This window comes from Microbacterium sp. KSW4-4 (assembly GCF_023091185.1).
Classification (GTDB): Bacteria; Actinomycetota; Actinomycetes; order Actinomycetales; family Microbacteriaceae; genus Microbacterium; species Microbacterium paraoxydans.
Genome location: NZ_JAHWXJ010000001.1, coordinates 355144 through 375048, shown reverse-complemented (window position 1 = coordinate 375048; position 19905 = coordinate 355144). Strand labels below are relative to the sequence as shown.

Genomic DNA, 19905 nt, shown 5'->3' with positions numbered 1-19905 from the left:
TTAGCGTGCTGCCATGGTCCTCCGTCGTCTCCTCGTCACCTCCGGGCTGACGTTCCGCATCCTGGAGAGTCCTCGGCCCGCCGGCAGCACCGCCTCGACCGTGGTCCTCGTGCACGGGATCGGGATGTCGCATCGGTATCTGTCGCGGCTGCACGCCGTGCTCGCGGACACGACCAGAGTGGTCTCCGTCGACCTCCCGGGCTTCGGCGGCCTGCCCAAGCCCCGGTTCGACGTCTCGATCCCGCAAATGGCGGCGGGCCTGGCCCAGGTGGTGGCGAGCCTCGACGACGACCGGGTCGTGCTCGTCGGACACTCGATGGGCGTGCAGTGGGCCGTGGAGACGGCGCTGCGGCATCCCGAGTACGTCCGGACCGTCGTGACGATCGGTCCCGTCACCGACGACGCCCACCGGACTCTCGGCGCGCAGGCCCGGGCCCTGGCCGTCGACACCGTCGGCGAGACCCCCGCGATCAACACGGTCGTCTTCACCGACTACCTGCGCTGCGGCGTGCGGTGGTATCTCCGCCAGGTCCGGCACATGCTCGCGTATCCCCTGGAGGAGAGGGTCGCGGCTCTCACCATGCCGGTGCTCGTCGTCCGGGGGAGTGACGATCCGATCGCAGGACGCGCGTGGTGCCGGCGCCTGCGCGACGCGGCGGCCGTCTCGCGATTGGTGGAGATCCCCGGTCATCATCATGTCGCGCAGCAGTCCGCGCCCCGGGCGGTGGCTTCCGCGATCCTGGCCCACACGACGGGAGCATGGCCGACGGCGGTGCCGGCCGCACCCATCCGGCGGGGGAGGGCACGATCAGCGTCCTGAGGATTCTGGGCTGGTGGGCCGCGGACTACGCCTACGCGGGGTTCTGGCAGGTCCGATCGTTCTTCGGCCGTGACCAGGCGGATGACTTCACCACCGGAGACCGTGCCCCGATCGTGGTGCTCGCCGGTGTTTACGAGACCTGGCGCTTCCTGGAGCCGCTCATCGTCGCGCTGCACGAGCGGGGGCACCCGGTCCATGTCGTGGATGCGCTGCACCGTAACCAGTTCCCCGTGCAGGATGAGGCCGATCAGGTGGCCGACTACCTGCGCGCGCACGACCTCTCGGGCGTGTTCCTCGTCGCCCACAGCAAAGGCGGCCTCGCCGGGAAGCTGGTGATGACCGGCCCGGAGGGTGCCCGGATCCGCGGCATGCTCGCCATCGCGACGCCGTTCGGGGGCTCCCGATATGCGCGGCTGCTGCCCGGTCGGGTGCTGCGGGCGTTCTCACCAGACGACCCCTCGATCGTCGCGCTGGGGCGGGAGCTCGATGTGAACGCGCGCATCGTCTCGATCTACGCCGCGTTCGATCCGCACATCCCCGAGGGGAGCGAGCTCGCCGGGGCCAAGAACGTCGTCCTGGAGACGGGCGGGCACTTCCGCATCCTCGCCCACCCCCGTGTGATGGCCGAACTCGCCGCCCTCGCCGAGTGACGGGGTGAGCGGTCCGCGATGCTGGTGCCGGCGGTGGGACTCGAACCCACGACCGAACCCCCGCCGAGGGTATCGAGACCCATACAGCGGTGCCCGCGCAGACGGGCCGTCAACGGCCGCTAGCATGAGCGCATGAACGTTCCGGTGGGCGTGTGGTGGGGACACTCTGATTTCAGCTCGTCGACCTGCTCAACGAGTGCTTTGCGCGTCGATAGTGGCGCTGACGGCTTGCGTGATGGGGGCGACCACGATGCCAGGTCCGTTCTCCGCAACCGCATGAGTGGGGCAGGAATGCCGCTGGGGAAGCGTCTCTGCTACCACGTCACGACAAGCTGGCGTGGCCGAGCTGCTGACTTGGGCAGACTCAAGATGGTCCAGTCGTGAGCGGGCTGCATGGGGCACGCGGAGCCGATGCGCCAGCACCCGACAGCACCGGCCCGTGGCCTCCCGATCTTTCCACTTTGATACCTGACCTCACTGTGGCCTTGGCGACCGGTGTTTTTATTGGCATCGTGCTCTACCTGTACCAGCGGGGGATTGAGAGGCGGCAAAAGCGCATCCTTGTCGAGCGGGTGAGTCGCCGCCTGGTAGAGCCGATGCTCTACGTCTTGCAGCGACCGCATTACGTACCCGATTACTCCGCGCTCGGAGTGCTCTCGAATAAACACAGGACGACGCTGGACATCCTCGAGAATTCAGAGCTTGACGACTGGCACGAAACCAGCCCGACCCAGTTGACGCGTGCACTCGTCGACACTCGCACCAAGCTGCGTGACCTCGAAGTCGACTCGCAGAACGTAAGAGATGCAGTGGAGCGATGGTTCCGGATCCATCCCGCTCCTCCTGGGACCAGGGAGTGGGTAGTCGGATACATACGCGGAGCGAAGGAGCATGAATTGAAACTGATCACGAAGCCGCTCATAAAACAGCCGATCAGTGCAGCAGTCGAGGATTCGCTCACCAGTCGACTGGTCAAGCGTCACTTTGCGTCTGTGCGTGCAGCCGAGAACAGGGCGTTTCGAAGCATCAGCGAGCTTCTCGAGATCCTCATCGTAGAGGTCCGCGCTCAGAGGGGGACCCGGGAACGGTCCACCGCGGGAGGCTCGAGAACGGGCCACGCGCACGGTCGTCTCGTGGCCTGGTTGAACGAACCGCTGGAATGAGCGGCGAGTCATCCCTCGGTGGCAGGAGCACACCATCGCCGAGTGACGGGGCGAGCGGTCCGCGATGCTGGTGCCGGCGGTGGGACTCGAACCCACACGCCCTTTCGGACAAAGCATTTTGAGTGCTCCGCGTCTGCCATTCCGCCACGCCGGCCCGTGTCTCGCGACTTCGACTGTAGCGCAGACGACGGACGGTTCCCCGCGCGTCCTCTGTCTTCAGCCGGTGGTGGGGACCTCTCCGTTAGGATGGAGGGGTGACCGAGCAAGAACAGGCTGAGCAGCCCACGGCATCCGCACCCCGACGCGTCGTCGTCGCCGAAGACGAGTCGCTGATCCGTCTCGACATCGTCGAGATCCTCCGCGACAACGGCTTCGATGTCGTCGGCGAGGCCGGCGACGGCGAGACGGCGGTGGCCCTCGCCACCGAGCTGCGTCCCGACCTCGTCATCATGGACGTGAAGATGCCCCAGCTCGACGGCATCAGCGCCGCCGAGAAGCTCCACAAGGGCAACATCGCCCCGGTCGTGCTGCTGACCGCGTTCAGTCAGAAGGAGCTCGTGGAGCGCGCGAGCGAGGCCGGAGCCCTCGCCTACGTCGTGAAGCCCTTCACCCCGAACGATCTCCTCCCCGCGATCGAGATCGCCCTGGCCCGCCACGAGCAGATCATCACCCTCGAGGCCGAGGTCGCCGACATGGTCGAGCGCTTCGAGACCCGCAAGCTCGTCGACCGCGCGAAGGGCCTCCTCAACGAGAAGATGGGCCTGAGCGAGCCCGAGGCGTTCCGCTGGATCCAGAAGGCGTCGATGGATCGCCGCCTGACGATGCAGGACGTCGCCAAGGCGATCATCGAGCAGCTCGCTCCCAAGAAGTAAGGCACTCCGGTGCTCCGGCTGGACGCAGAGCACGTTCTGCGGCCGGTCCGCGCCGGCGACGGTGCGGCGCTCGCGCGCGCGTATCTCGCGAACAGAGAGCACCTCGCCCCGTGGGAGCCGGCGCGTTCCGAGGCGTTCTTCACCGAGGAATGGCAGGAGCAGAACGCGCAGCAGTGCGTCGCCGAGGCCGCCCTCGGCCGGAGTTCCCGGTTCGTTATCCTCTCGGACGACGGCGAGATCCGCGGCCGGGTCAACCTGAACACCATCGTGCGCGGTGCGTTCTGGAGCGCCGATCTCGGGTACTGGATCGATTCCACCCGACTGCGCCGAGGGCTCGCGGGGCGCGCGGTCGCCCTCGTGGCGGAGCACGCGCGGGACGAGCTGCGGCTGCATCGCCTCCAGGCGTCGACGCTGCTGCACAACGTCGCCTCGCAGCGGGTCCTCGCCGCCACCGGCTTCGAGCGCATCGGCATCGCGCCGAAGTACCTGCGGATCGCGGGGGAGTGGCAGGACCACATCCTGTTCCAGCTGCTGCTGGAGGAACCGCTCAGTCCGCGGCGGGAGCGTCCTTGATCATGTTGGTGATGCGGATCGTCGAGCAGCGCCGACCCTGATCGTCGGTGACGACGATCTCGTGCACCGTGATGCTGCGCCCCAGGTGCACGGGTGTGCAGACCCCGGTGACGACGCCCGAGGTGGCCGACCGGGTGTGCGTGGCGTTGATGTCGACGCCGACGGCGAGGCGGCCCGCTCCTGCGTGCAGATTCGCCGCCATCGAGCCGAGCGATTCGCCGAGGACCACGTAGGCGCCGCCGTGCATGAGACCGACGGGCTGGGTGTTGCCCTCCACCGGCATCGTCGCCACGCACCGATCGACGCCGAACTCGACGAACTCCATGCCCATCTTCTCGGCCAGCGCCCCCATGCCGCGGGCGGCCGCCCACTCGAGTCCTTCGCTGGTGGCGACCTCGCTCATGCATCCTCCTCTGCGGGTGTCCGTGCTCCTCGTTAGGCTGACAGGGTGACGGACTCCGCAAAGCCTACCCTCATGGTCGTCGACGGCCACTCGCTCGCCTACCGGGCCTTCTTCGCCCTCCCGGTCGACAACTTCACCACCAAGGACAACCAGCACACGAACGCCATCTACGGCTTCCTGTCCATGCTGGTCAACCTCATCAAGGCCGAGCAGCCCACGCATCTCGCGATCGCGTTCGATACCTCCCGCCACTCGTTCCGCACCGATGAGTACCCGGAGTACAAGGCCACCCGGTCCGAGACGCCGCAGGAGTTCAAGGGCCAGATCCCGCTGCTGCAGGACTGCCTCGCGGCGATGTCGATCCCGGTGCTGACGCAGGAGGGCATCGAGGCCGACGACATCCTGGCCACCCTCTCCACGCAGGGGGCGGCCCAGGGCTACGACGTGCTCGTGGTCTCGGGAGACCGCGACACCATCCAGCTCGTCACCGACGACGTCACGCTGCTGTACCCGTCCGTCCAGGGTGTCTCACAGCTCAAGCGCTACGACCCGGCGACCGTGCAGGAGCGCTACGGCGTCCGTCCCGAACAGTACCCCGACATCGCCGCCCTTGTGGGTGAGACCAGCGACAACCTCCCCGGCGTGCCGAAGGTGGGGGAGAAGACGGCCGTCAAGTGGCTCACGCAGTTCGGCTCCCTCGACGAGCTGCTCGAGCGTGCCGGTGAGATCAAGGGCGTGGTCGGCGGCAACCTCCGCGACCACATCGAAGACGTCCGCCGCAACCGCAAGCTCAACCGCCTGCTGACCGACGTGGAGCTGCCGGTCGCACCGGCCGACCTCGCCGTCGCCCCGATCGATGCCGAGGCCGTCCGCGACATCTTCGCCCGGCTGGAGTTCCGCACGCTGCTGCCGCGGGTCTTCGAGGCCGTCGGTGCGGGCGAGGTCGCCGACGATCCGGCCTCCGTCGTCGAGATGCCCACGCCGGCACAGGTGTCCGCCGCTGATCTGGCCACGTGGGCCGCGGCTCAGGAAGGGGACATCGCTCTCCGGGTCGTGGTGCAGTCGGGCGCACCGGTGCGCGTCGGTGTCGCCACCGGGAGCGAGCTGCGCGAGCTCGACTGGTCGGAGGAGGGGGCCCAGGCGCTGCGTGCGTGGCTGGAGTCCGACGCGCCGAAGGTGCTGCACGACGCCAAGCCGCAGGTGAAGGCGCTGCTCCGTCAGGGCATCCGTCTGGGCGGGCTCGCGTACGACACGAGCCTCGCGGGCTGGCTGCTGCGCCCCAGCTTCCCGGACAAGACGCTGTCCGACCTCGTGCAGCGCTACCTGGGGGAGAAGCTCCCCCAGGCCGATCCGTCGCAGCTCGTGCCGGAGACCGAGGGCGCCACCCCCTCGCAGGAGGCATGGTTCATCCTCCGGGTGGCCGAGGCGCTGCGGAACGATCTGCCGGAGCCGGTGGATGCGGTGCTCCGCGACATCGAGCTGCCGACGCTCCGCACGCTCGCCGACATGGAGCTCGCGGGCGTCGCCGTGTCGCACGAGGTGCTGTCGACGTTCTCGGCGGAGCTCGCGACGCGGGCGGACGCCCTGGCCCAGGAGGCGTTCTCGGTCGTCGGTCGCGAGTTCAACCTCGGGTCGCCGAAGCAGCTGCAGGAGGTGCTGTTCGAAGACCTGCAGCTTCCGAAGACGCGCAAGACGAAGACCGGGTACTCGACCGATGCCGCGGTGCTCGCCGACCTGCAGGAATCCCACCCGCACCCGTTCCTGAGCCTGCTGCTGCAGCACCGCGAGGCGACGAAGCTGCGGCAGATCATCGAGTCCCTCGACACCGCGATCCGGGAGGACCACCGGGTCCACACGACGTACGTGCAGACCGGCAGCCAGACCGGACGCCTGTCCAGCACCGATCCGAACCTGCAGAACATCCCGGTCCGCACCGAGGAGTCGCGGCGCATCCGCAGCGCCTTCGAGGTCGGCGAGGGGTACGAGACCCTGCTCACCGCCGACTACTCGCAGATCGAGATGCGGATCATGGCGCACCTCTCGGGCGACGAGGGGCTGATCGAGGCGTTCAACAGCGGTGAAGACCTGCACCGCTTCGTCGGCGCCCGCGTGTTCGGCGTCGATCCGTCCGAGGTCACCCCGGCGATGCGCACCAAGGTCAAGGCGATGTCGTACGGCCTCGTCTACGGCCTCTCCGCGTTCGGGCTGTCCAAGCAGCTGCGCATCGAGCAGTCCGAGGCCAAGCAGCTCATGGTCGAGTACTTCGCACGGTTCGGCGCGGTCCGCGACTACCTGCGCGCCTCGGTGATGAAGGCCAAGGAGGTCGGCTACACCGAGACGATCTTCGGCCGTCGGCGACCGTTCCCCGATCTCGCGAGTCCCAACCGCGTGCTGCGGGAGAACGCCGAGCGGGCGGCGCTCAACGCCCCGATCCAAGGCAGCGCGGCCGACATCATGAAGATCGCGCTGTTCCACATCCACGACGACCTCCACGCCGCCAAGCTGGAGTCGCGCGTGCTGCTGCAGATCCACGACGAACTCGTCGTCGAGGTCGCGGCCGGGGAGTGGGATGAGGTGGAGCAGATCGTCCGCACGCGGATGGGGGACGCCGCTCAGCTCTCCGTGCCGCTCGACGTGCAGGTGGGCCGCGGTCGGGACTGGAACGAAGCCGCGCACTGATCCCGGTGGCCGACGGGGGCGGGGATTAGGCTGGAAGGTATGACTTCAGCACCCCGCACCCCCTCCGCCATCGACAGGGTCGCCGATGAATGGGTCGACACGATCGCCGTCCTGGCGCCGACTCTCGGCACCTACATCGGCCGGTCCGAGGTCAACGACCGGTTCGGCGATCTGAGCCCGGAAGGTCATGAGGAGATCGCCGCGGCGACGCGGGCCACGCTCGACACGCTCTCCGCGCTGGAGCCCGTCGATGCGATCGACGAGGTGACCAAGACCGACCTCACTGCGGAGCTGCGCCTCGACCTCGAGCTGCACGAGGCGAAGTGGCACCTGCGCGACCTGAACGTCATCGCGTCCGCCGCGCAGGACGTCCGCTCCGCCTTCGACCTGATGCCCACCGCGACGGTCGAGGACTGGGAGGTCGTCTCCACCCGGCTCTCCGCCGTGCCCGCGGCGTTGCGCGGGTACATCGAGACGCTCCGTCTGGGCATCGCCGAGGGGGTCACTCCCGCCCGCCGCCAGGTCGCGGAGGTCGCGACCCAGATCGACCGCTACATCGCCGACGACGGGTTCTTCGCTGCCTTCGTCGCGCACGCCGACCCGCAGGAGGGCCAGCTTCCCGCCTCGCTCGCCCGCACCCTGGCGGACAACTCCGCGGCTGCCCGGGTCGCCTACGGCGAGCTGCGGCGTTTCCTGGCCGAGGAGCTCGCGCCCGAGGCCGGTGAGACGGACGCCGTGGGGCGCGAACTGTACGCCCTCAACTCCCGCCGATTCCTCGGCGCCACCATCGACCTCGACGAGACCTACGAGTGGGGTCGCGAAGAGCTCGCCCGCATGGTGGCCGAGCAGACGGCGATCGCGAACGAGATCCTCCCCGGCGCCTCCGTCGAAGAGGCCGTCGCGCACCTGGAATCCGACCCCGCGCGCAAGCTCGTCGGCACGGACGCGCTCCAGCGGTGGATGCAGGAGACCAGCGATCGTGCGGTCGCCGAGCTCGGCGCCTCGCACTTCGACATCCCGGAAGCCATCCGCACCCTGGAGTGCATGATCGCGCCGACGCAGGAGGGCGGGATCTACTACACCGGTCCCACCGACGACTTCTCCCGTCCCGGTCGCATGTGGTGGTCGGTCCCCGAGGGTGTCACCGAGTTCGACACGTGGCGCGAGCTCACCACCGTGTACCACGAGGGCGTGCCGGGACATCACCTGCAGATCGCCCAGGCTGTCTACAACCGCGCCGAGCTCAACTCGTGGCGACGGCTGCTCGCCGGCACCTCCGGTCACGCGGAGGGTTGGGCGCTGTATGCGGAGCGACTGATGGAGCAGCTCGGATACCTTGACGACCCGGCGGATCGCCTCGGCATGCTGGACGGGCAGCGGATGCGGGCGGCGCGCGTGGTCCTCGACATCGGCGTGCACCTCGGCAAGCCCCGTCTCGACGGTGACGGCGTCTGGGATGCCGACTACGCGCTCGACTTCCTCCGTCGTAACGTCAACATGTCGGACCAGTTCGTGCAGTTCGAGGTCAACCGGTACCTCGGCTGGCCGGGTCAGGCGCCGTCGTACAAGGTCGGTCAGCGGATCTGGGAGCAGGTCCGCGACGCCGTCCAGCAGGCGGAGGGCGACGCGTTCAGCTTCAAGGGCTTCCACAAGCGCGCCCTCGATCTGGGCGGTGTCGGGTTGGACACGCTGCGGAGCGCGCTGCTGCCTCGGTGACGGGAATGCCCGTCTCCCGCCGCGCGTTCCATTCAGCTGAATAGGAAGGTGCGACATGGACATCGAATTCGGGCTGGACACGTTCGGCGACATCACCCGGGATCAGGACGGCGAGCTGCTCAGCGGCGCGCAGACCATCCGGAACGTCGTCGCCCAGGCGGAACTGGCCGACACCGTCGGCGTGGACTTCTTCGGCGTGGGGGAGCACCATCGGCGCGAGTTCGCGGTCTCGTCTCCGGAGATGGTGCTCGCGGCGATCGCCGCCCGGACCGAGCGGATCCGGCTGGGCACCGCCGTGACCGTGCTGTCCTCGGACGACCCGGTGCGCGTGTTCGAGCGCTTCTCGACTCTCGACGCCCTGTCCGGAGGGCGGGCGGAGGTCGTGCTCGGGCGCGGTTCATTCATCGAGTCCTTCCCGCTGTTCGGCTACGACCTGCGCGATTACGACCGGCTCTTCGAGGAGAAGCTCGAGCTGTTCGTCGAGCTCCTCAAGGAGGAGCCGGTGACCTGGTCCGGCACGCTGCGGCCGTCGCTCGACAACGCGGACGTGTTCCCGAAGACCGCGAAGGGCCTGCGCACGTGGGTCGGCGTCGGCGGCAGCCCCGAGTCCGTCGTGCGTGTCGCGCGTCACGGTCTCGGCCTCATGCTGGCCATCATCGGCGGCCCGGCCGGGCGATTCAAGCCGTTCGTCGACCTGTACCACCGCTCGGTCGCGTCCTTCGGCACCACCGCGCACCCGGTGGCCGTGCACTCGCCGGGACACATCGCGCCCACCGACGCGGAGGCATGGGACGAGGCCTACCCGGGCTTCGAGGCGATGAACAACACCATCGGTCGGGAGCGCGGCTGGCCGCCCTACAGCCGCGCGCGCTTCCAGAACGACATCGGTCCCGAGGGATCCCTCTATGCCGGCTCGCCGGAGCGGGTGGCGGCGAAGATCGCCGATACGATCACGACACTCGGCCTCGGCCGCTTCGACCTGAAGTATGCGACCGGCACCCTCTCGCACGAGTCGATGATGCGCAGCATCGAGCTGTACGGCACCGAGGTCATCCCTCGCGTGCGAAAGCTCCTCGCCGACCGCGACTGAGCAGACGTCATCTCGCGGCTCGGCGGGACGGGCGGCCCTACGATGAGAATCATGGCCGATACCGCCCTGCCGAGCCGCACCTCGCTCGCCGAGCGCCTCGATGTCCTCCCGTTCACTCGGCGGCACCTGCGCCTGCTCACAGGCTCGGGCGTCGGCTGGGCGCTCGACGCGATGGACGTCGGACTCATCTCCTTCATCATCGCCGCGTTGACCCAGCAATGGGATCTCACCAAGGGGGAGGCCGGCTGGATCGCGTCGCTCGGCTTCGTCGGCATGGCGGTCGGTGCGACCCTCGGCGGGCTTCTCGCCGACCGCTTCGGCCGCCGGCAGGTGTTCGCGCTCACGCTGCTGGTCTACGGCGTAGCGACGGGGGCCAGCGCGCTGGTCGGGGGAGTGGCCGCGCTCCTCGTGCTGCGGTTCTTCGTCGGCCTGGGGCTCGGCGCGGAGCTGCCGGTCGCCTCGACCTACGTGAGCGAGTTCGCTCCGGCGCGCATCCGCGGCCGCCTCATCGTCATCCTGGAAGCCTTCTGGGCTGTGGGTTGGACGGCCTCCGCGCTCATCGGTTTCTTCGTCATCCCCGCCTCCGAATCGGGCTGGCGATGGGCCTTCGCGCTGGGCGCCATCCCCGCGGTCTACGCGCTCGTCGTGCGATGGGGTCTGCCCGAGTCGCCGCGCTGGCTGGCGTCCCGCGGACGCATCGCGGAAGCGGATCGCATCGTGGCGGCCTTCGAGGCCGATGCGGGAGTCGAGTACACCCCGCCCCTCCGGAAGGAACCGGCGTCGCGGGCCATCGCGAAGACAGCACGGGCACGGCTCGCGACCCTCTGGAACGCAGAGTTCCGCGTGCGGACGGCGTGCCTCTGGCTCGTGTGGCTGGCCGTGAACTTCGCGTACTACGGGGCCTTCATCTGGATCCCCAGCATTCTCGTGGACGCCGGATTCGACCTCGTGCGTTCGTTCGGCTTCACCCTCATCATCACGCTCGCGCAGCTCCCGGGCTACGCCGTGGCGGCCTGGCTCATCGAGGTGTGGGGACGCCGCATCACGCTGTCGGTCTTCCTTCTGGGGGCGACCGCGTCGGCCGTCGTCTTCGGCACCGCCACGACCGTGCCGATGATCATCGGCGCCGGCATGTCCCTGTCGTTCTTCACCCTCGGCGCGTGGGGCGCGCTGTACGCGGTGACGCCCGAGATCTACCCGACCTCGCTGCGCGGCACCGGGGCGGGCTGGGCCGCCGGGGTCGGACGCATCGCCTCCATCGTGGCGCCCCTCGCCGTTCCCGTCCTCCTCGGCGCCGGCGGCGCCCCTCTGCTGTTCGTCGTGTTCGCGGCCTGCTTCCTCCTCGCGGCGGCCGCGGCGTGGGGTCTGGTCGACCGGAGCGGAGCGGCGCTGGACGACCGGTGACGTCCGGGACCGGGAATAGGCTGGGCGCGTGGCTGATGTACGTTTCGTCGCGATAGGCGACTCCTTCACCGAAGGCGTGGGCGATGTGCTCCCCGATGGGCGCGAGCGCGGCTGGGCCGACATCGCCGCGCAGGGATGGGCGGATGCCGCGGGGCACCCCATCCAGTACGCGAACCTGGCGATCCGAGGGAAGCTGGCCTGGCCGATCGTCGAGGAGCAGCTCGAACCCGCCCTGGCCCTGCGTCCCACGCACCTGTCGTTCAACGGCGGCGGCAACGACATGCTGCGGCCGCGGACCGACGTGGAGCACATCGCCGATGCGTTCAGCCGGGTGCTGCGACGGTGCGACGAGGAGGGCGTGACGATGATCCTGCTCTCCGGTGCCAACCCCAGCGGGCAGCTTCCGATGGGCTCCCTCGTGCAGCGCCGGGGCGACCTGCTCTCCGAGGCCGTCCTGCGGCGGATCGAGGACCGCCCCGACGTGATCCGCGCCCTCAACTGGCCGGACACGGAGCTCTCGAAGCCCGCGTACTGGTCGGAGGACCGGCTTCATATGAACGCGGCCGGACACCATCGTGTCGCGGCCCGCGTGCTGCATGGACTCGGCTTCGAGCCGCCGGCAGCCTGGTGGGCACCGCTCGATCGCTGGACCGCCGGCCCCGCGGGTCTGGCCTACTACCGGCAGTTCGTCGGACCCTGGGTGCGTCGACGCGTGACGCGGACCTCGTCCGGAGACGGCCGCGCAGCGAAGTACCCCACCTGGGTCGAGCGGACTCCGGCGTGAGCGTCGCCGTACCTCGCGCATGAGCGATATCGAGCTCGTCCGTCTCGCCGCCGGCACGGTGACGCTGCACGACGCCCGGCGACGCACGCGCCGCACCGTGGAACTCGAACCCTTCGCCCTCGGTGTCTTCCCGGTGACCGAAGAACAGGTCACCGAGGTCCTGGGCACCCCGTCACGGCATCCTCGTCGCCCGGTCGCCGACGTGAGCTGGCTGCGGGCCGTCCACTTCTGCAACGCCGCCTCGGAGTGGGAGGGGCTCGATCCCGTCTACCACTTCGAGGGTGAGGATGTGGCCTGGGACACCACGGCGGACGGCTACCGCCTGCCGACCGAGGCCGAGTGGGAGTACGCCTGCCGCGCCGGTTCCACCGGGCCGCACTACGCCCCGCTGACCGAGGCCGCGTGGACTGCTGCCGACGGAGTCGGTACGCCGCAGGACGTGGGTGGGAAGCTCCCGAACCTGCACGGGCTGTTCGACACGCTCGGGAACGTGTGGGAATGGTGCTGGGACCTCCTCGACCCCGCGCGGTACGACGACTACCGGGTCTTCCGCGGCGGCGGGTTCGCCGACGACGCCTGGAGCGTGCGCGCCTCGGTCCGCCGTGGGGGAGCGCCGCGCATGCACCACGAGGACGTCGGCTTCCGCGTGGCCCGGGGCGCCTTCGACACCGAGGAGGAGGCGCAGGGCTGGTCGGCGGCGGCGGACCGGGACCGCGCCTTCGTCGACGGAGGGCTGCCGTCGGGATGGACTCCGCGCCGGCGTTAGTGCAGGCCGCGTCCGGCGGTTTGGCCGCGGTCTGCGCCGGGTGGGAGACTGAGCGGATGACCAGGCCCTTCGCGCTCATCCTCAACCAGGGTCGCGTCGCCGACCGCACGGACGGAGCCCTCGTCGGGGCGCGCCGCGTCGCCGACGCCCTGTCCTCGCTTCTCCGGCAGGAGCCCGTCGTGGTCGGCACTCCGGAGCCCGCTCGGCTCGATGATTGGTCGGTCGCGCTGCCCGAGGCGGCAGATACGCTCGCGGGCCTCCGGGCCGCGGTGCAGGAGGCGATCGCGGGGCAGGCGACGCCGCTCCTCGTGACGAACACGTGTGCGGCGAGCCTCGGAACGCTGCCGAGCGCTGCCGAGCACCACCCCGACGCGGTGGTGCTGTGGATCGATGCGCACGGGGACTTCAACACGCCGGACACCACCGACTCCGGCTACCTCGGCGGCATGGTCCTCGCCGCCGCCTGCGGCCTGTGGGACAGCGGCCACGGGGCGGGCATCGACCCGCGGCAGGTCATCGTCGTCGGCGGCCGCGACATCGACCCCGCCGAGGGGGAGCTCCTCGCCGGCGCGGGAGTGACCGTCCTCAGCCCCGCGGAGAGCACGCCCGAACGGCTGAGCGCCCTCATCGCCGGGCGGCCGGTGTGGATCCATGTCGACTGGGACGTCCTGGAGCCCGGCTACATCCCCGCGGCCTATCGGGTCGGCGACGGTCTGCTGCCGCACCAGGTGGCCGCGCTGTTCGCCGCTATCCCGGCCGCCGACGTCCGCGGCGTGGAGCTCGCGGAATTCGAGGCGGGCGACGCGGAGGTGCCGGAGCGCGTCAGCGTCGAGTTGATCGTGGAGACGTTCCAGCACCTGCTGCGCTGACGACGCTGCGTACCCTCACGGCGCGGCCGGTGCGGCGCCGAGGTGCCAGGCGGTGATCTCGACCTCGGAGCCCGAGACGATGTCGAGCTCGACCGGCCACGAGCCGCGGTCGAGTCCGGGGAGCACGGCGGCATGCAGGGCGCGGGCGACGAGAGCGCCGTCCGTCGCGTTGGCATCCCAGCCGATCACCGCAGTCGCCTCGCCGCCGGGCGGCACCGTGACGGGCGCGATACCGGGGTCGGTCGCGAGGAATGAGGAACCGGGGCGCACCTCGACGTCGAGCGCATGGCCGTTCTGGTCCGCGAACGCGATGTCGGGATACCCCTCGACCACGCAGGGCTCCTCACCGACGTTCATCAGCCGGATGCTCTGGGCGCGGTGCCCCGTGGCCCCGTCGGCGGTTCCGAGCAGCAGTGTGGCTCGGTCGAGGGTGCAGGCGCCCGCGGGAAGCTGGGGTGTCGAGGCCCCCGGGGCGCGCTCCGGCACAGGGTCGCCCACTGCCGCCGGATCGACGAAGGCTCCCGTCTCGTCGGTGGCGCCCTGCAGCGCGGCGTTCTCCTCGACGATCTGGCGCTGCCACGCGGCATCGGCCAGGCTCCCGACCACGACGAGAGCGACCACGCTCGCGAGGGTGACACCGAGAAGGCCCGGGGACCACCGCCGCGCAGATTCCTCACCGGCTCTGCGCGAGAACGCCCAGGCGGGGATCCAGCCCCAGGCGAGTCCCCAGTAGGCGGTGTCCGGCGCGGACTCGACGACCGCCGCGGTGACACCGTGCAGGCCCGAGAGAGGCAGGAAGGACAGCACCCGGGTGACGTCGTCGCACAGCCCGACGGTCGTTCCGGCGAGGACGGCACCGAACCAGAGCACGAGGAACGCGGGAGCCCGGCCGACACCCTGCGCACCGCGTCCCACGACCCAGACGACGCTGCACAGCACGGCGGCCGTCACCGTCAGCACCAGGACGCCCCACGCACCGGGGAGCAGCCAGGCATGACTCTGAAGCGGTCCGATACCGGCGAAGCTCAGCAACCGCGTCAGAACGATGTCGGAACCGGTCAGTCGTGCGATGGCGCCGGAGACGATCCAGAGTGCGCCGAGGAGCAGGCCGGCGAGCAGCCCCGCCGTCACCGGTGGCCTCGTGCGGCCGTCTCGGGCGCTCGAGACGGGGGCGGTCGACGGGGGAGCGGAGGCCATGCCTCATCCTATGGGTGCTCAGCGACGCCGCTCGGGATCCAGCCCCATGCGGATGCGCGTCCGTTTGCGTTCGATGAGGATGAAGACGACCCCGAGGATCCAGAGGGGGATCGGGGTGAGGAACGCGACACGGAAGGCGTCGAGCGTGTAGGTGTCCGGGGTGCCGGCGCCCTGGGCGTCGAGGAGGAGGCCGATCACGAAGACCGCGATCAGGGCTGCGATGAAGCCCCCCGCGTTCGTGACTCCGGTCGCCGTGCTGAGGCGGTGCGCGGGGTTGTGCGTGCGGGCGTGGTCGAAGGCGATCATCGACGCGGGCCCCCCGGTCGCGAGAGCGATCGCCAGGACCCAGAGGAGCCAGTCCGGGGCGGGGCCGGGGAGGGCGATGACCGCGATCCACGCGGCCATCTGCACGCCGACGGCGGGGAGGACGAGGGCGAGCGAGCGGTGATTCGGGAGGCGGCGGGAGAGATCGCCGATGATCGGCCCGAGGATCATGCCCGCGACCACGTAGATCGAGATGATCCCCGCTGCGTGGGCGGTGGTCAGGCCCTCGCCTGCCGTGAGGAACGGCATGCCCCACAGCAGCACGAACACCGTGCCGGCGAACGGGGTGGTGAAGTGCGACCAGAACGCGAGCCGCGTCCCGGGATGCGCCCAGGCCGCCCGGATGCCGACGCCCGTGTCGATCGCCGACGTCACGACACGCACGACTCCGGTGTCCGTGTTCACCGACACGTCGGGGCCGCTCTCCGCGGGGTTGTTGCGCACGATGAGCCACACGAGGATCGTGAAGAGCAGGCCGAGACCGGCGATGCTGCCGAACGTGATCGACCAGGTGGTGGCGTGCAGCAGGGCGGCGACCGGCACCAGCGCGATCAGCTGCCCGGCCTGCCCGATGATCCCGGTGAACTGAACCATGACGGGCCCGCGCTGCGCGGGGAACCACGTGGCCACCAGTCGCAGCACGGCAGGGAAGACGGCGGCGTCGCCGGCTCCGAGGAGGACACGCGCGACGATCGCGATGCCGATGCTGGGGGAGAGTGCCATGGTGAGCTGTCCGGCCGCCATGAGCAGCATCCCCGCCGTGATGATCGGACGGGATCCGTAGCGGTCGAGGAGGACGCCCACCGGGATCTGCATCCCGCCGTAGACGGCGAGCTGCACGACCGCGAACAGCGCGAGCGTCGAGGCGTCCGCCTGGAAGCGGTCGGCGGCCTCGACACCGACGGCGCCGAGAGAGGTGCGGTTGGTGATGGCGAGCACGTAGGCCGCGACGCCGACGGACCAGATCGCCCAGGCTCGCCACCCCGGTGTGGAGACGGGGGAGTGGGAGACCTGAGGCACCCTTCCACGCTACTCCTGACCGACGATGTCCGACGCCGTGTCTAGAGTGCCCGCATGACAGCCTCCTCGCAGCACCACGCCCTCGACTATGTCGAGCTCGTCGTCACGGATCTCGACGTGGCGAAACGCTTCTTCACCACCGCCTTCGGGTGGCGCTTTCAGGACTACGGCCCTGGCTATGCAGGTATCCTCTCGCCCCGCGGAGACGGGAGCGAGGTCGGCGGGCTCCTGCTCGCGGACGCACCACGACCCGTCGGCGGTCCGCTCGTGCTGCTCTACTCCGATGACCTCGATGCGACGAAGGCGGCGATCCAGGACGCAGGCGGCCGGATCCTGCAGGAGCCGTATGCGTTACCCGGTGGCCGGCGCCTTCACTTCGCCGACCCGAGCGGCAACGAGCTCGGCGTCTGGTCCTCCCATTAGGCGCTGCAGATCACAGCGCGGGGGCGGATGAGTGCCAGACTGCGAGGATGAGTCACCTGCCCCGCATCCCGGAAATGGAGACGTCGCGCCTCCGCCTGCGCCGGCAGACGATCGAGGACGCACCCGTCTTCCGGCACCTGTGGAGCGAACGTGACGACCGAGTGCCCGCTCACCGTCGGCTCGACGCGGCTGGCCGCCCCGGCCTGGCCGACATCCGAGCGCATATCCAGGGCGCTGAGGCCTCGTCGCTTCTCACCGTGGAACGGATCGACACCGGGGTATCGATCGGGTACTGCGGTCTCGTCTACGGCGGCGAGGGGGTGGGCGAGGAGCCGGAGCTCGCGTTCGAGCTGCTCCGTGCCGAGCACAATCGGGGATACGCCACCGAAGCTGCTCAGAGCGTCCTGGCATGGGCAGCCGGGGTGGGAATCGACCGCGTCTGGGCCGGCGTCTGGGAATGGAACCTCCCGTCCCGGCGGGTGCTCGAGAAGCTCGGTTTCGTCGAATCCGGACGGGAACGCCCGTCCTCCGTCCACGGTCGAAACATCCTGACCGTCAGGTCTCTCTTCGAGAAGTGAGAGCGGGCTCCGAGCCGGCGCTCTGGATCACGTGACTGAGGACCCCACCGGCAGCGGCTCGCCGTCACCCGGGGGCTCCTGCACGAGGTGAAGGGCATCCGATTTCGTCAGATGGTTGGGGTATAGCATCCGTGAGAACCTTCCGCGCGGATCGACTTTGTCGCGGGGGAGATCGATGTGGGCTCGCTCGATCGCCGCGACGAGGAGTTCCGTCTGTTCATCGGTCAACACGAGGAGCCCTCGTTCTCGCAAGCCCACCACTGCTCGCGAGCGATCCGATGCCGTGAAGACGACCGCGATACTCCGGGCTGTGGCGTCCGGCTCCCAGGGGTGCGCGATGACCATGGCCGTCGTGAGGGTCGCGGTCGGGATCTCCTTCGTGCCGACGAGCAGACGGGTTGCGTCGCGTGAGATACGCGGCGGTCGCGAACGTCGCTGCACGACGGCGCTGATGGTGATCGCCACGGCCGCCAGCAGCGCAGCCGCGAGCGGCCACGTCCATGCGCCGAGCGGTCCCGCAGCCACCGGGATGAGGAACGCGCCGATCATCATCGCAAGGAGAAGCGGCTGTCCGGAGAAGACGTGAAGAGCCCACCAGGGAAAGAGAGTCCACGAACGAGAGGGCCCCAACGGCATCCACTCCTGCACGTCGACGTTCGGCTCGCTCTCCGGGCGATCGGACGAGTGCACCGGTTGAGGCTGCCGACGCACTCCTTTGATGATCGACGTCAGGCCCACCACACCGAGCACGGCGGACAGCACCCATCCGCGCAGCGGGTCGTCGGCCTCGTTCTGATCCGTCCCTGCCAGTGTGACGACCCCGCCCACGGAGATGAGGAGAAGGAAGACCCCGTAGAGCAAGAAGACCCGACGGGTGCGGCGGGCCGTCCAGGGCTTCGGCTCCGTGCCTGGAGGCCACGAGGGGTCGCCCCAGGTCCTTCGCCTCGTGAGTAGGAGGCCTGCCGCCACTCCGACGCATCCGAAAGACAGCGTCACTGCCGCCAGAACGCCGATTCGAGGATCGGCGATCAGGAATGTCGAGGCCACCGCCACCGCTGCGCTGAACATCGCCAGCGCCACGGCCACCACGATGGGCGTCAGCAGCCCTTCGCCCTTCTCATCGCTAGCGCCCATCCGCTCGCCCCACCTCTCCCCAGACTGCAGGCGGAGGATCAGGCCCCATCGATCGAGCCGCGGCCCAAATGTGCCTGTCCCTGAGGATGAGAGTAGCGCGAGTGCGCTCCCAGCGAAGGCGTGCACCTCGTAGGATCACGATATGACCTCCCCTCGCCGTGTCCCTGCAGACCTGCGGAAACGCGGGGGCTTTCGAGGAGCGGATGAATCGACCGCCTCGCTCATCCTCGGCCAGTTCTTCATCGGTGGCTTTTTCCTGTTCATCGTGGCTTTCTTCCTCGCACTCGGTGCTGCGGACGAGTACGACGGGGTGACGTCCTTCATCGGGGCGAGCATCATGGCCGTCGTGCTGTCCGTCGTGTCGATGATCACCGCCCTGGTGGTCGGCCTGCCCCTTCGCCTCGTCTCGGCGCTGCGCGCGCGGTGGCTCGCCCATGGCGAGATCACCGTCCTCGGGGTCGTCGTCGGACTCGGCGCCTGCATCGTGTCGGTCGTGCTGGCGGGCGGAAGCGGGGGAGCGGCGCTCCCGTGGTGGGCGTTCATCGTCTCGTGGACGGTCCTCGCCTTCTCGGTCGCGCATTTCGTCTGGCCAGGGCGACGCCGGCCGCGAGAGTCCCGAGCACCCCGAGACGACGACCAGGCCGCGTGAGCACACGCGGGGAGGGTCAGCATCCGGAGGACCCGGGAGCATGGGACGCCGATGAGCACGTCCCGACGCACACGCGGCGGGGATTCCTCATCGCTGCCGGAACCGGCGTCGTGGTGACCGGCGTCGGCATCTGGCTCTCCGCGAACTCCGGGGGAGAGGCAGACGACACCGGACGCAGCCCGGACAACCCCCGAGGGCTACCAGAGTACGAGCCGGTCTACGACCGCGCGGTCACGGGTCTCGAGGTACCGCTCGGTTTCGAGGACTGTGCCCATCCGACGGTGCGCGCTGACCGCAGCATCGCGGGGAGCGATCACCGAACCGTGAGCCCGGTCATCGACCGCTTCATCATCCACCACACCGGCACGACGACGGACCAGTTGGACTTCTTCTCCCGCTGCAACAGGCGATCATCGGCTCCCACCTTCTACCTCCGGCACGACGGCTCGGTCATCGAGACCATCCGCCCGGGAGCGAAGCCGTCGTCCACCGGCGCGGACTGGAACTGGCGGTCCGTGGCGGTGGAGACGCTGGATTTCACCGGAGCCCCGGAGTACACGGTTACCACCGCGCAGGTCGAGGAGATCGCGCAGATGATCGCGTGGCTCGCAGGCTTCGACGGCCGGACCCTGGACGGCGTCCCGGTGCGCTTCCGGATCGACCGAGAGCACGTCATCGCCCACCAGGAGACGTGGTCGGGAACGGAGTGTCCCGGCCCGTTCCTCCAATCGCGAGTGGACGACATCGTGGCGCGGGCTCAGGAGATCCGGAAGGAGTCGCGGTGACGGCAG

Annotated in this window: 20 protein-coding genes and 1 tRNA gene; 16 read left to right on the top strand and 5 right to left on the bottom strand. The window is 69.5% G+C overall.

Going from position 1 to position 19905, the window contains the following annotated elements; all coding sequences use genetic code 11:
* Positions 1-13: 13 nt before the first annotated feature.
* The 3 genes from KZC57_RS01875 (at position 14) to KZC57_RS01865 (ending at position 2633) form a co-directional block, all read left to right on the top strand.
* Positions 14-820 (top strand): alpha/beta fold hydrolase, encoded by an 807-nt coding sequence (locus KZC57_RS01875; protein ID WP_247640920.1) that lies wholly within the window; start codon positions 14-16, stop codon positions 818-820.
* A complete protein-coding gene (locus KZC57_RS01870) occupies positions 760-1470 on the top strand; it encodes a triacylglycerol lipase (protein ID WP_105949843.1) in 711 nt (236 codons plus the stop codon). The genes KZC57_RS01875 and KZC57_RS01870 overlap by 61 nt, the downstream gene beginning before the upstream one ends.
* A gap of 380 nt (positions 1471-1850) precedes the next feature.
* Positions 1851-2633: a hypothetical protein gene (locus tag KZC57_RS01865; RefSeq protein WP_247640919.1), complete on the top strand. Its 783-nt coding sequence runs from the start codon at positions 1851-1853 to the stop codon at positions 2631-2633.
* A 68-nt stretch (positions 2634-2701) separates the two neighbouring features.
* Here the strand turns inward: KZC57_RS01865 and KZC57_RS01860 are convergent.
* Positions 2702-2787: transfer RNA gene (locus KZC57_RS01860), tRNA-Leu, on the bottom strand.
* Between the two features lie 100 nt (positions 2788-2887).
* On the opposite strand from KZC57_RS01860, the gene KZC57_RS01855 reads away from it, so the two are divergent.
* Together KZC57_RS01855 and KZC57_RS01850 are read left to right on the top strand one after the other, a co-directional pair.
* A complete protein-coding gene (locus KZC57_RS01855) occupies positions 2888-3505 on the top strand; it encodes an ANTAR domain-containing response regulator (protein WP_025103469.1) in 618 nt (205 codons plus the stop codon).
* Between the two features lie 9 nt (positions 3506-3514).
* Entirely contained in the window at positions 3515-4078 is a 564-nt protein-coding gene (locus KZC57_RS01850; RefSeq protein WP_105949842.1) for a GNAT family N-acetyltransferase, read from the top strand.
* Here KZC57_RS01850 and KZC57_RS01845 read toward each other — a convergent pair.
* A complete protein-coding gene (locus tag KZC57_RS01845; RefSeq protein WP_071328611.1) occupies positions 4053-4481 on the bottom strand; it encodes a hotdog fold thioesterase in 429 nt (142 codons plus the stop codon). The genes KZC57_RS01850 and KZC57_RS01845 overlap by 26 nt on opposite strands.
* A 45-nt stretch (positions 4482-4526) precedes the next feature.
* Here KZC57_RS01845 and polA point away from each other — a divergent pair, with 45 nt between their 5' ends.
* The 7 genes from polA to KZC57_RS01810 are packed head-to-tail and all read left to right on the top strand — an operon-like array spanning position 4527 to position 13789.
* On the top strand, positions 4527-7160 hold the full coding sequence (gene polA / locus KZC57_RS01840; RefSeq protein WP_247640918.1) for a DNA polymerase I: 2634 nt from the start codon (positions 4527-4529) through the stop codon (positions 7158-7160).
* A 39-nt stretch (positions 7161-7199) separates the two neighbouring features.
* Complete coding sequence (locus tag KZC57_RS01835; RefSeq protein ID WP_217584919.1) at positions 7200-8876, top strand: DUF885 domain-containing protein; 1677 nt, start codon at positions 7200-7202, stop codon at positions 8874-8876.
* Positions 8877-8931: 55 nt separating this feature from the next.
* On the top strand, positions 8932-9966 hold the full coding sequence (locus KZC57_RS01830) for an LLM class flavin-dependent oxidoreductase (protein WP_247640917.1): 1035 nt from the start codon (positions 8932-8934) through the stop codon (positions 9964-9966).
* A gap of 51 nt (positions 9967-10017) precedes the next feature.
* On the top strand, positions 10018-11370 hold the full coding sequence (locus KZC57_RS01825) for an MFS transporter (RefSeq protein ID WP_247640916.1): 1353 nt from the start codon (positions 10018-10020) through the stop codon (positions 11368-11370).
* 28 nt (positions 11371-11398) lie between these two features.
* Positions 11399-12154, top strand: coding sequence for an SGNH/GDSL hydrolase family protein (locus KZC57_RS01820; RefSeq protein ID WP_060921652.1), 756 nt, complete (start codon positions 11399-11401; stop codon positions 12152-12154).
* A gap of 19 nt (positions 12155-12173) precedes the next feature.
* Positions 12174-12920, top strand: a complete 747-nt coding sequence (locus tag KZC57_RS01815; protein WP_247640915.1) for an SUMF1/EgtB/PvdO family nonheme iron enzyme — start codon at positions 12174-12176, stop codon at positions 12918-12920.
* Between the two features lie 56 nt (positions 12921-12976).
* Positions 12977-13789, top strand: coding sequence for an arginase family protein (locus KZC57_RS01810; protein ID WP_234024106.1), 813 nt, complete (start codon positions 12977-12979; stop codon positions 13787-13789).
* 15 nt (positions 13790-13804) lie between these two features.
* Here KZC57_RS01810 and KZC57_RS01805 read toward each other — a convergent pair whose 3' ends face one another.
* Both KZC57_RS01805 and KZC57_RS01800 read right to left on the bottom strand, forming a co-directional pair.
* On the bottom strand, positions 13805-14986 hold the full coding sequence (locus KZC57_RS01805; protein ID WP_144881088.1) for a DUF4232 domain-containing protein: 1182 nt from the start codon (positions 14984-14986) through the stop codon (positions 13805-13807).
* Positions 14987-15004: 18 nt separating this feature from the next.
* Positions 15005-16330 carry a nitrate/nitrite transporter gene (locus KZC57_RS01800; protein WP_025103458.1) on the bottom strand — a complete coding sequence of 442 codons (1326 nt, stop codon included), beginning with the start codon at positions 16328-16330 and terminating at the stop codon, positions 15005-15007.
* Between the two features lie 54 nt (positions 16331-16384).
* On the opposite strand from KZC57_RS01800, the gene KZC57_RS01795 reads away from it, so the two are divergent.
* Both KZC57_RS01795 and KZC57_RS01790 read left to right on the top strand, forming a co-directional pair.
* Complete coding sequence (locus KZC57_RS01795) at positions 16385-16753, top strand: VOC family protein (RefSeq protein WP_060921648.1); 369 nt, start codon at positions 16385-16387, stop codon at positions 16751-16753.
* Positions 16754-16800: 47 nt separating this feature from the next.
* The gene (locus tag KZC57_RS01790) at positions 16801-17331 is read left to right on the top strand and encodes a GNAT family N-acetyltransferase (protein ID WP_247640914.1); all 531 of its coding nucleotides are present in this window, start codon (positions 16801-16803) and stop codon (positions 17329-17331) included.
* Between the two features lie 27 nt (positions 17332-17358).
* Here the strand turns inward: KZC57_RS01790 and KZC57_RS01785 are convergent, their stop codons facing one another.
* Entirely contained in the window at positions 17359-18465 is a 1107-nt protein-coding gene (locus KZC57_RS01785; protein WP_247640913.1) for a hypothetical protein, read from the bottom strand.
* Between the two features lie 265 nt (positions 18466-18730).
* On the opposite strand from KZC57_RS01785, the gene KZC57_RS01780 reads away from it, so the two are divergent.
* A complete protein-coding gene (locus tag KZC57_RS01780; RefSeq protein ID WP_217584929.1) occupies positions 18731-19114 on the top strand; it encodes a hypothetical protein in 384 nt (127 codons plus the stop codon).
* Positions 19111-19899 carry an N-acetylmuramoyl-L-alanine amidase gene (locus KZC57_RS01775; RefSeq protein WP_247640912.1) on the top strand — a complete coding sequence of 263 codons (789 nt, stop codon included), beginning with the start codon at positions 19111-19113 and terminating at the stop codon, positions 19897-19899. The genes KZC57_RS01780 and KZC57_RS01775 overlap by 4 nt, the downstream gene beginning before the upstream one ends.
* The last annotated feature ends 6 nt before the right edge of the window (positions 19900-19905 follow it).